The organism is Pelagibius sp. (assembly GCF_028281305.1).
Classification (GTDB): domain Bacteria; phylum Pseudomonadota; class Alphaproteobacteria; order Kiloniellales; family Kiloniellaceae; genus Pelagibius.
Window position 1 is genome coordinate 1 of the sequence record NZ_JANQKD010000082.1, and the last position, 10431, is coordinate 10431.

The 10431-nt window shown below is 68.4% G+C and carries 11 protein-coding genes; 1 reads left to right on the forward strand and 10 read right to left on the reverse strand.

Annotated features, from left to right (window positions below; all coding sequences use genetic code 11):
• The 10 genes from Q0982_RS15980 to Q0982_RS16025 form a co-directional block, all read right to left on the reverse strand.
• The coding region (locus tag Q0982_RS15980; protein WP_299397167.1) for a GTPase at positions 1-510 on the reverse strand (510 nt) is incomplete at its 3' end.
• Between the two features lie 3 nt (positions 511-513).
• Positions 514-1206 (reverse strand): aminoacyl-tRNA hydrolase, encoded by a 693-nt coding sequence (pth, locus tag Q0982_RS15985; protein ID WP_299397168.1) that lies wholly within the window; start codon positions 1204-1206, stop codon positions 514-516.
• A gap of 60 nt (positions 1207-1266) precedes the next feature.
• A complete protein-coding gene (locus tag Q0982_RS15990; protein ID WP_299397170.1) occupies positions 1267-1947 on the reverse strand; it encodes a 50S ribosomal protein L25/general stress protein Ctc in 681 nt (226 codons plus the stop codon).
• A gap of 135 nt (positions 1948-2082) precedes the next feature.
• The gene (locus Q0982_RS15995) at positions 2083-3027 is read right to left on the reverse strand and encodes a ribose-phosphate pyrophosphokinase (protein WP_299397171.1); all 945 of its coding nucleotides are present in this window, start codon (positions 3025-3027) and stop codon (positions 2083-2085) included.
• Positions 3028-3416: 389 nt separating this feature from the next.
• Positions 3417-4568 (reverse strand): Xaa-Pro peptidase family protein, encoded by a 1152-nt coding sequence (locus Q0982_RS16000; protein ID WP_299397173.1) that lies wholly within the window; start codon positions 4566-4568, stop codon positions 3417-3419.
• A 34-nt stretch (positions 4569-4602) separates the two neighbouring features.
• On the reverse strand, positions 4603-5370 hold the full coding sequence (gene pgeF / locus Q0982_RS16005; protein ID WP_299397175.1) for a peptidoglycan editing factor PgeF: 768 nt from the start codon (positions 5368-5370) through the stop codon (positions 4603-4605).
• 45 nt (positions 5371-5415) lie between these two features.
• Entirely contained in the window at positions 5416-6540 is a 1125-nt protein-coding gene (locus Q0982_RS16010; RefSeq protein ID WP_299397176.1) for a class I SAM-dependent methyltransferase, read from the reverse strand.
• Between the two features lie 45 nt (positions 6541-6585).
• Positions 6586-7416 (reverse strand): prolipoprotein diacylglyceryl transferase, encoded by an 831-nt coding sequence (lgt, locus tag Q0982_RS16015; RefSeq protein ID WP_299397178.1) that lies wholly within the window; start codon positions 7414-7416, stop codon positions 6586-6588.
• Positions 7417-7422: 6 nt separating this feature from the next.
• Positions 7423-8406 carry an ADP-glyceromanno-heptose 6-epimerase gene (gene rfaD / locus Q0982_RS16020; RefSeq protein ID WP_299397180.1) on the reverse strand — a complete coding sequence of 328 codons (984 nt, stop codon included), beginning with the start codon at positions 8404-8406 and terminating at the stop codon, positions 7423-7425.
• Between the two features lie 120 nt (positions 8407-8526).
• Positions 8527-9537: a substrate-binding domain-containing protein gene (locus Q0982_RS16025; protein WP_299397181.1), complete on the reverse strand. Its 1011-nt coding sequence runs from the start codon at positions 9535-9537 to the stop codon at positions 8527-8529.
• Positions 9538-9780: 243 nt separating this feature from the next.
• Between Q0982_RS16025 and Q0982_RS16030 the strand changes: the two genes are divergently transcribed.
• Positions 9781-10146 carry an accessory factor UbiK family protein gene (locus tag Q0982_RS16030; protein ID WP_299397183.1) on the forward strand — a complete coding sequence of 122 codons (366 nt, stop codon included), beginning with the start codon at positions 9781-9783 and terminating at the stop codon, positions 10144-10146.
• Positions 10147-10431: the final 285 nt, after the last annotated feature.

A 10431-nucleotide genomic window follows, 5' to 3' on the forward strand; every position in this document is an offset into this window, starting at 1 on the left:
TTCGGCCACCGGCTCGAGCACGGCCAGGCGCGTATTGGCCTCCTTGTCGCCGCCGCGGGCCTTCTTGGTCGCGGCCTCGATCTGGCGCTCGACGCTTTCCAGGGCGGCCAGCATCAGCTCGGTCTCGACCGTCTCGGCGTCGCGGATCGGGTCGACCGAGCCGTCGACGTGGGTGACCTCGCCCTCGAAGCAGCGCAGGACCTGGACGATGGCGTCGACCTCGCGGATCTTGGCCAGGAACTGGTTGCCCAGGCCCTCGCCCTTGGAGGCGCCGCGCACCAGGCCGGCGATGTCGACGAATTCCAGGTAGGTGGGAATGACCTTGGCCGACTTGCCGATCTCCGCCAGGCGGTCGAGGCGGGGGTCCGGCACCGGCACGCGCCCGACGTTGGGCTCGATGGTGCAGAAGGGATAGTTCGCGGCCTCGGCGGCGGCGGTCTCGGTCAGCGCGTTGAAGAGGGTCGACTTGCCGACGTTGGGCAGGCCGACGATACCGCAATTGAATCCCATGGGTCAGCCGGTTTCTGTGGAAGGGGTTTCGCCGCCCTTGGCCGTATTTTTGCCTTGGACCTTGTCGGAGTCAGGGCGCGGCGGTTTCGGGCTCTCTTTATTGGCCGGGCGATCTTTCTTGAGAGGCCGCGGGTTGACGGCCTCTGCCACCTTGGTCATGAAGTGGGGTGCATCGCCGCCGGCGAGGGTCGGAAGCTCCGCCGCCACCGCGTCCAGCAGTTTTTCCAGCCAGGGCTGGTCCGCCTTGGCGAAGTCGCTGAGGACGTGGCCATGCACCCGCTCCTTGTCGCCGGGATGACCGACGCCCAGACGCACGCGCCAGAACTCCTTGCCGATGTGGGACTCCAGGCTGCGGATGCCGTTGTGGCCACCGCTGCCGCCACCGCATTTGACCCGCAGCTTGCCGGGCGCCAGGTCGATCTCGTCGTAGAGGACGATGACGTCTTCCGGCTCCAGCTTGAAGAAGCGCAGGGCTTCGCCGACCGCGCGGCCGGACTCGTTCATGTAGGTCTGCGGCTTCATCGCCAGCACCTTGTCGCCGGCCATCCGGCCTTCGGCGGTCTCCGCCTGGAAGCGGTTGCGCCAGGGCGAAAAGCCGTAGCGGCGGACGATCTCGTCCACCGCCATGAAGCCGATGTTGTGCCGGTTCTGCGCATAGCGGGGGCCCGGATTGCCGAGCCCGACAAGCAGCAGCATGCGGGCCTCCCGTCACGTAAGGCGGCGGCTCCGGCCAGACCGGAGCCGCCGGGAGCAGGCTTAGCTCTCGCCGCCCTCGCTCTCGCCCGTGGCTTCTGCCGGGGCTTCGGCCTCGCCGGCCGCTTCGCCTTCCGCCGCGGCTTCGGCAGCCGCCTCGGCAGCCTCGTCCTTCACCACCGTCGGCGCTGCGATGGTGGCGATGGTGAAGTCGCGGTCGGTGATGGTCGGCTCGACGCCGTCCGGCAGACTGACCATGGAGATGTGCACGCCGTCGCCGATTTCGAGGCCCGCGAGATCGATCTCGATCTGCTGGGGAATGGCGTCAGCGCGGCAGGTCAGCTCGACCTCGTAGCGCACCACGTTCAGCACGCCGCCTCCGACCAGGCCCGGGGACTGGTCTTCGTTCAGGAAGGTGACGGGCACCTGAACGGTCACCGTCGTGGCGGCGGAAACGCGCAGGAAGTCGACATGGACCGGCTGGTCGGTCACCGGGTCGAACTGCACGTCGCGCGGCAGCACGCGCTCGGACGCGCTGCCCACCTTGATGTTGAACAGGGTGGAAAAGAAGCCGCCGCTGTGCAGCAGCTTGTTCAGCTGCCGGTTTTCCACGGCAATCATGATGGGGTCTTTTTTGGCACCATAGATCACGCCCGGCACCTGGCCGGCGCGACGTGCTGCCCGGGCTGGCCCCTTCCCGGCCCGTTCCCGCGCGCTGGCGGGAAGATCGACAATCTCAGACATTGCTGTCTCTCCTTACACACAAAGCCTCCCGCGGGAGGCATGAAGGGCAGAGACATGAAGGCTCTGCCCGCTGGTCCGACCCGGCCTCCAGGGGTGCCGGCGTCGGATGACTGAAGTCTGCGTTCCTGCCGGACGTTACATCGCCGGCACGTCGAAGAGGCTCGAAACCGAGCGCTCGTCGCTGATCCGCTGCATGGCCTCGCCGATCAGCGGGGCGATGGAGATCTGGCGGATGTTCTGGGCCACCCGCACCGCCTCGGTCGCCTGAATGCTGTCGGTCATGACCAGCTCCTCCAGCGGCGAGGAGCTGACCCGCGCGACCGCGCCGCCTGAAAGCACCCCGTGGGTCACATAGGCCGAAACGGCAGTGGCCCCGGCTGCCTTCAGCGCCACGGCGGCGTTGCAGAGGGTCCCGGCCGAATCGACGATATCGTCCAACAGGATGCAGCGCCGGCCCTTCACGTCGCCGATGATGTTCATCACCTCGGAGACCCCGGCACGCTCGCGGCGCTTATCGATGATTGCCAGGTCGGCGTCAAGCGGTTTGGCGATGGCCCGGGCCCGCACCACGCCGCCCACATCGGGGGAAACGATGGTCAGGTTGCCCTTCCCGTTGCGCTCCAGGATGTCCTTGGTGAACACCGGGGTCGAGAAGAGGTTGTCGGTCGGAATGTCGAAAAAGCCCTGAATCTGGCCGGCGTGGAGCTCCAGGGTCAGCACCCGGTCGGCCCCGGCGGAGGTGACCAGGTTGGCTACCAGCTTGGCCGAGATCGGCGTGCGGCTGCCGGTCTTGCGGTCCTGGCGGGCGTAGCCGAAGTAGGGCAGCACCGCGGTGATCCGCCGGGCGGAGGCGCGCTTCAGCGCGTCCATCGCCACCAGCAGTTCCATCAGGTTGTCGTTGGCCGGGTAGGAGGTGGACTGGATGATGAAGACATCCTGGCCGCGCACGTTCTCGTGGATCTCGACGAAGATCTCCATGTCCGAGAAGCGGCGCACGCTCGCCTTGGTCAGCTCGAGATTCAGGAAAGCGGAAATCGCCTCGGCCAGGGGCCGATTGCTGTTCCCGGTCAGAATTTTCATCGCTACACCCCTAGCTGGGCCTTGGCACTGCGCGGATCTGCGGGCAGGGAAGAGAAGGCGCCGGCAAAGAGGCTCCCCCGGAGATTTCCCCTGGCTTTCCCCCTTGTCCCGATCGGTCTCTCCGGCCCGGGCGGCGGGACCATATCAACGCGCTTGGGGCCTGTAAACGTCCTTGGATGGACAAAATGTGACAGAGTTCCGGGGGCGCCCGGTGGCGGTCGCAGGGCCCCAAAATCCCGGGCCTCGACACCTGCTGCGAGGGCCCGGTGCGGGGCCGCGGCTACATCAAGAAACAGCTCGCCAGCAGGCCCAGCAGCAGGAACATGACAAAGAAGGCCATATGGGGCATGGGATCTCCCAGATACTTCGGCCCAGATTCTTAACGCGGGTCAGCGGCTTTCCAAGTCCAGCCCGGCGCGGGAGAGCGGCTCCGCGCCGCCCTCGGTCACAAGATTCGTGCGGCCCAGGGTCATGGCAACCCCGGCTTCGGAATTGAAGATGATCATGTGGCAGAATACCACCATGCCGGGGGCCAAAACCGCCGGGTTGCCGTGATAAAGCATGGGCCAGTCCATCCAGGTCGGCGCGAAGGTCGTGCCCAGGGAGTAGCCACAGGCGTTCAGCCGGTGGGCGGCATAGCCGGCGGCGTCCATCACCGATCCATGGGCATCGAAGGCCTCGCCGAAGGTGTTGCCGGGTTTGAGGCGCTCCTCCACCGCCAGCAGGGCATCGCGGGCGACGGCATGCATCTCCCGGTGCAGGGGCAGGGGGTCGCCGATGGGCAGGGTGCGCATCATGGCTGCGTGGTAGTGGCGGTAGGTGCCGGCCCACTCCAGTGTCAGCTGGTCCTGGGCGTCCAGGTAGCGGCGGCCGGTATGATAGCGGCAGAGCAGCGCCTGGGGGCCGGAGCCGATGATGAACTCGTTGCCCGGGTCGTCGCCGCCGCCGGAGAAGATGGCCCCGTGCATGGCGGCCAGGATCGCGCCCTCGAAGGCGCCGGGGCCGGCGGTGTCCAGGGCCGCCCGCCAGGCCGCATCGGCCAGCCCGGCGGCCTCGCGGACATAGGCGATCTCCTGCGGGCTCTTCACGGCCCGCAGCCGGGTCACCAGGTCCGAGGCATCGCTGAGCCGGCAGAAGCCGTCCAGTGCCGCGTCCAGGCGCTTGCCGTTGGCGGCGGTCAGGCCGTAGGCCTCGTACTCCACACCCAGGCGTTTGCCGCTGCAGCCGGCCTCCTCAAGGATGGCCCGCAGGTCCCGGAAGGGTTCGGCCTCCGGATGGTCGACCCAGACCCGGATGTCCTCGATGGTGGAGGTCTGCTGCGCCTGGCGCAGGTCCGGCGCGCGGGTCAGCAGCACGGTCCGGCCGTCGGCGCCCAGGTAGAGGCACTGGACGAAGCAGTAGCCGAAGGTGTCGTAGCCGGTCAGGTAGTACATGGATTCCTGGCGGAACATCAACAGGCCGTCCAGGCCGCGGTCGTCCAGCAGGCGGCAGGTTCTGGCCCGGCGCTCGGCCAGCTCCTCCTCTGAGAAGTGCAGGGGCATCGTGCTCGGCTTTCAGGGTATCGGGGTTAGGGGATCAGGGTTCCAGGTAGATGGCGGAGAGGCCGCGCCCATAGTCCGGTTCCCGGCGCAGGCAGGCGCGGCGATAGCTGAAAAAGCGGCCGTCTTCGGCGCAGGTGTCGCAAGGCAGGGTCTGGATGGCCGTCAGCCCAGCGCCGACCAGGCGCCGGGCGACGTAGCCCTTGAGGTCGAAATGGGAATGGCCGGCGCGCTTGCCGGGGCAGAAGAAGTCGGCGTTGCGGTCGTCCTGCTCCAGAAAGGGGTCGGGAAACTCCGGCCCCACTTCGTAGGACCGCTGGGAGATTGCCGGGCCGATGCCCGCCTGGATTGCCGCAGGCCGTGCGCCCAGGGCTGTCATCGCAGAGACCGTCGCCTCCAGCACGCCGGTCAGTGCGCCCTTCCAGCCGGCATGGGCGGCGCCGATCACTTCGGCCTCGGGGTCGGCCAGCAGCACCGGTACGCAATCGGCGGTCAGAATGCCCAGCGCGACGCCGCGTGCGCGGGTCACCATGGCGTCGGCCTTGGGGGCGTCCTCGCGCCGCCAGGGCTCCTTCACCTCCACCACGTCGGGGGAGTGGACCTGATAGGCGGTCACCAGCCGCGCCTCCTCCAGGTCGATCCGGGCCATGGCACGGCGGCGGTTCTCCGTCACATGTTCGGGCACATCGCCCGAGCCATAGCCGCAGTTGAGGCTGGCGAAGAGGCCTTCGCTCACCCCGCCGTTGCGCGAGAAGAATCCGTGCCTGACCGAGGTGGTGTCATTGAGGGCTGCGACCGTAAGCATGCCGGCGACTCTATCCCCGTCTTGCGGCCGGCGATAGGGCTGCGTTCATGCCGGACCGCCGTCCGGATGCCGCTCGGGAAACCCGGCGGGCGTTTCCAGACCGGGCGCGGTCAGCGCCAGCGCCTTGAAGAGGCTGCCCATCTGTTCGGGCGCGGTCAGCCGCCGCCGCGCCGCCGTGATCTCCTCAGCCTTGGCCGGTGCGGCTTCGGCCAGGGCCTCGGCGCGGGCGTCGATCCCCAGCGCTTGCAGGAAGACACCCTGTTCGACCGGGCCGAAGGCCAGCGCCCCTTTGGCCTCGGCGGCCTCGGCGAGGCTCTGGAAGTCGACGTGGGCGGTCAGATCCGCGCTGCCGGGATCGGCCAGCACGTCATGGCGGCGGTGGCGGCGCAGCGCCTGGAGCGTGGCGCCGGCGGTGGATGCGGCAGGGCCGTAGTCGACGATCAGGGCCGCGCCGCCCTGCTGTGCCAGCCGCGCGCCCAGATAGGCGGCAAGGCTGAGGCCTTGCGGGCAAAGCTCGGCCAGGCTGCCGGCCGGCGCGCCGCGCAGGCCCGGCGGGATCAGTGCGGCGTTGAGCGGGGAGGGCGCCGCCAGAGCCATGGCCAGGCCGCCGTCGCCGTCCGCCACCACGACCCGCTCCGCCCAGCCATCGGCGGTCTGCTCGAACTGGCGCACCGGCAGGGCATCGAAGAACTCGTTGGCGATCAGCAGCAGCGGGCCGTCGGGCAGTTCGGCCAGCGAGTCTGTCCAGGTCACCTTCTGGCCTGCCGAATTGGGGGCGAGGGCCGCTGACTGCTGCTGGCGCAGGGACGGGCTGACCTCCACCAGATGGATTTGCAGCGCCTCCGGAAAGCCGGGCAGGGCGCGCGCTGCCCGCAGCGCATCGGCCATCAGGGTGCCGCGCCCCGGCCCCAGCTCCACCAGCAGGCAGGGGTCGGGGCTGCCCAGGCGCAGCCAGGTATCGGCGCACCACAGGCCGATCAGTTCGCCGAACATCTGGCTGATCTCCGGCGCCGTCACGAAGTCGCCGCCCGCCGCGCGCGGCGCGCCGAAGGGATCGCCCGCCATGTAGTAACCGTGTTGCGGATGGGTGAGGCAGAGCGCCATGTAATCGGCGAGGCTGAGCGGCCCCTGGCGCTCGATCCGGGTCAGCAGTTCGTCCAGGAGCGGCATGGCTGGGCGGGGCGTTCTTGGGGGCGGTTCGGGGCGCAGGCCGGATCAGGCGCGCTGCCGCAGCGCCCAGACCGTGACCAGCAGGCCGACCAGGAACATAGGCAGCGAGAGCACCTGGCCCATGGTGATGCCCTGGACGATAAAGCCCAGGAAGGCGTCGGGTTCGCGGTAGATCTCCGCCACGCTGCGGGTCACGGCGTAGCCCATCATGAAAACGCCGGAGATCAGCCCGGTGCGCTGCAGGGCGCCGCGGCGCACCATGAGGTAGAGCACAATGAAGAGCAGCAAGCCTTCGAGCAGGGCCTCATAAAGCTGGCTGGGGTGGCGCGCGATGGGGCCGGCCTCTGGATGCGGGAAGATCATGGCCCAGGGCACGGCCTCGGGGTCGGCGGCCCGCCCGAAGAGTTCTCCGTTGATGAAGTTGGCGACGCGGCCGAGCAACAGGCCGATGGGCGTGGCGGCCCCGACGATGTCGGAGAGGGTGAAGTAGCTGACGCCGCGGCTGCGCGTGAACAGCAGAATCGCCGCCAGAACCCCCAGCATGCCGCCGTGAAAGCTCATGCCGCCCTGCCAGATGATGAGGATCTCCAGCGGGTTCTGCAGGTAGTAGCCGGGCTTGTAGAACAGCACGTAGCCGAGCCGCCCGCCCAGCACCACGCCCAGCGTCGCCCAGAGCAGGAAGTCGTCGAAGTCGACCGGCTTCAGGCGGTTGGGCGGCAGTTTGGTCATCCAGCGGCAGTAGAGCCAGGCGAGGATAAGGCCGGCGATATAGGCCAGCGCATACCAGCGCACATCGAAGATCCAGATGCTGACGGCGACCGGATCGAAGTTCGGATGCTGCAGAACCAGGAAGATGGGGGTCAGGGTCTCTGCCATGGAGCCTCAGAGATAGGGATCGGGCTTCTGGAGATAGTCCGTCACGTAGCGCGCCACCCCGTCCTCCAGTTCGGTGAAGGGCCGGTCATAGCCGGCGGCGCGCAGACGCGCCATCTTCGCTTCGGTGAAGTACTGATACTTCTCGCGGATCTCTTCCGGCGTGGGCACGTAGCGGATGTTCTCCGGCCGGTCCATGGCGGAAAACACGGCGCGCGCCAGATCGGCAAAGCTGCGTGCCTTGCCGGTCCCGACGTTGAAGAGGCCGCTCACGGCGGGAGTGTCCAGCAGCCAGAGCATCACCTCAACGCAGTCCCCGACCCAGATGAAGTCGCGCAGCTGGCCGCCGTCCGGATAGTCCGGGTGGTGCGACTGGAACAGGCGGGCCGGCTCGCCGCGGCTGAGCTGTCCGAAGAGGTGCCAGGCGACGCTGGCCTGGCCCCCCTTGTGATACTCGTTGGGGCCGTAGACGTTGAAGAACTTCAGGCCCGCCCACTGCGGCGGGGCCGGGGCCTCGGCGGCGAGGCGGCGCTGCACCCAGCGGTCGAAGAGATGCTTGCTCCAGCCGTAGCCGTTCAGTGGCCGGAGGCGGGCCAGATGGGCGCTTTCGACGCTGTCGTCGAAGCCCTCCGCGCCGTCGCCGTAGGTCGCGGCGGAAGAGGCGTAGATCAACGGAATCTCCTCGCGCGCGCAGTGATCCCAGAAGACCTTGGAGAGCCGGAAGTTGTTGGCCATCAGGGCATCGCCGTCGGTCTCGGTCGTCGCGGAGATGGCGCCCATGTGGAAGACCGCGCTCAGCCGGCCCTCGGCCCAGCGCAGGAAGTCCGGCAGTTCTTCCGGCGGGATCACGTCCTCGATCGCGTGGTGGGCTAGGTTGCGCCACTTGTCGCCTTGGCCCAGGCGGTCGCAGACCACCACCGGCTGATCCCGTTCCGCCAGGGCGGCCACGAGGTTGGAGCCGATGAAGCCGGCACCGCCGGTGACGAGAAGCATGGGCAGGCAGGTCCTCTGGTCGCGCGAAGGCCCGTCTTGGGCGCCGCCCCTTATAGGTGGCCGGGCAAAGGCGGGGCAAGTCCGGTTTCGGCCGGCTTGCCCCAAACCCCGGCAGGGCGTCTACATCCTGGCAGCCGGCAGGCGGGCGGCGGACTGGCGCTGGGCGTCGCGCTCGCCCGGCGGCAGCGGCACGAGGCCGAGGCGCACCAGGTAGCCGCCGTCGCCGGAGGCAGCCTCGCTCGAAATCTCGGCGGCATACTCGGCCAGGCCGGGCACCGCCCCGATCTGTTCGCGCTTCACATAGATATAGAGCGGTTCGGCCGGGCCATAGCGGCCGTCGGCGATGGTCTCGGCGCTGGGGATGACGCCGTCGATGGCGACGGCCTGCAGCCGCGCGCTGTTCTGCAGCGCGAAGGTAAAGCCGAAGATGCCCAGGGCCGCCGGATTGGCCTCCAGCCGTGACAGGCTTTGCGGATCGTCGGCAGGCACTTCGGTGAAGACGCCGTCGCCTCTGATCTCGACAGAGCTGTCTTGTGTGCTCTGCCCGGCGCCCGCGTTCTTGGCCATGATCAAGCGATCGAAGCTGCCACGCTGGGCGCTGGTCGGCGGCGGGCCGAAGGCCGCAATCGGCGTGACCGGCAGGGAGAAGTCGATGTCGCTCCACAGCCGGTAGGGATTGTCAGCCGGGCGGCCATCGATCCGCAGCTGGGCCGCCAGGGCCTGGAAGAGCTGCGCGTGCGCCAGGGCCAGGGCGGGGCCGCGCCGCGCCTTCGCGACCACCACGGCACGGTGGCCGATCTTGATCTCGGCGACGCTGATTCCCCTGCTGCGGCAACGCTGCTGTTCGCTTGCCGTCATCCGCCGCTCGGCGGTTGCGATGTCGGGATGCTCGGCGCCCTTGCCGGCGCAGAAAAGGGCGAAGCCTTCGCCCGTTCCGTTGGCCTCCACCACCGGGGTCGGCCGCCCCGTCTTCAGATGAAAGGCCTCCGCCGCTGCGACGGCCAGGGGGAACACGACCTTGGAGCCGACGATCTGCAGGCGCTCGCGCTCGGCCGCAGCGGCAGCGCAGGCCGTGGCGAGCAGAAGGACCCCGGCCAGCGCGCCGCACCGCAGTTCCCGATGATCGATCATGTCGCTCCGTTCCCCAAAAAATGGATCGCCCCTTCAAACCCCGGACTGCAAACCCCGGACTGCAAACCCCGGACTGCAAACCCCGGACTGCAGGTTCTGCCGGCGATTCGCCTGCGCGGAAGTGAAGCCGCTTCGAAACTGCGGCGCAAGGCCGCGGAGCTGGCGGCCCGGTTGAAGCCGCCGGGGTGCCGGGCCATAGTGAGCGCTCAGTAACCGGCTGCGCAGCGAAAGGGGGGCGCCGTCATGCAGAGTGAGAACAAGATCCTCGACGATTTTGCCCGGCTCGCCAGCAGTGCGATGGGCGTGGCCGTGGGTATGCGCAGCGAGGTCGAAGCGCGGCTGCGCGAACAACTCGAACGGCTGCTCGCCCAGATGGACCTGGTCCCTCGCGAGGAGTTCGACGCCATGAAGGCCGTTGCCATCGCCGCGCGCGAGGAGCAGGAGGCGTTGAGCCAGAAGCTGGCGGCCCTGGAAGCGCGTCTGGCGGCCCTGGAAGCGCGTCTGGCAGCCCTGGAAGGCGGCAAGGCGGCGGCCGGGAAGCCGGCCCAGAAAGCAACCGCCAAGAAAGCTGCAACACAGAAAGAGTCCGAACCGAAAGAGTCGGACTGAAGAGGCGCCGCAAGGCGCCGAGTCCAACCGCTCCATCTCGTCCACAGCTTTCTTGGCCGCGGCGCTGCGTCGCGGAAATTCCCTTGTTGCACAGCGGAATCGAATGAGGCACGCTACATGTGGTAGCGGCGGCGTCGCATTAATCCATATGTCGGGGCGATTGAGGCGCTGGAGCCCTGCCACTGCCAACCGAAGAGGCTGTGTCGACATGGTAGAGCTCGTTCAGGATTCCCACCAGCCGATCAACCCCCTCGACCTTCTCGAAGAGCTCGGCAGCGCCAATGA

Bases quoted from the DNA above. Each gene is read 5' to 3' on its own strand.
- pth (WP_299397168.1), bottom strand. From the start codon at position 1,206: ATGCTGCTGCTTGTCGGGCTCGGCAATCCGGGCCCCCGCTATGCGCAG.
- Q0982_RS15990 (WP_299397170.1), bottom strand. From the start codon at position 1,947: ATGTCTGAGATTGTCGATCTTCCCGCCAGCGCGCGGGAACGGGCCGGG.
- Q0982_RS15995 (WP_299397171.1), bottom strand. From the start codon at position 3,027: ATGAAAATTCTGACCGGGAACAGCAATCGGCCCCTGGCCGAGGCGATT.
- Q0982_RS16000 (WP_299397173.1), bottom strand. From the start codon at position 4,568: ATGCCCCTGCACTTCTCAGAGGAGGAGCTGGCCGAGCGCCGGGCCAGA.
- pgeF (WP_299397175.1), bottom strand. From the start codon at position 5,370: ATGCTTACGGTCGCAGCCCTCAATGACACCACCTCGGTCAGGCACGGA.
- Q0982_RS16010 (WP_299397176.1), bottom strand. From the start codon at position 6,540: ATGCCGCTCCTGGACGAACTGCTGACCCGGATCGAGCGCCAGGGGCCG.
- lgt (WP_299397178.1), bottom strand. From the start codon at position 7,416: ATGGCAGAGACCCTGACCCCCATCTTCCTGGTTCTGCAGCATCCGAAC.
- rfaD (WP_299397180.1), bottom strand. From the start codon at position 8,406: ATGCTTCTCGTCACCGGCGGTGCCGGCTTCATCGGCTCCAACCTCGTG.
- Q0982_RS16025 (WP_299397181.1), bottom strand. From the start codon at position 9,537: ATGATCGATCATCGGGAACTGCGGTGCGGCGCGCTGGCCGGGGTCCTT.
- Q0982_RS16030 (WP_299397183.1), top strand. From the start codon at position 9,781: ATGCAGAGTGAGAACAAGATCCTCGACGATTTTGCCCGGCTCGCCAGC.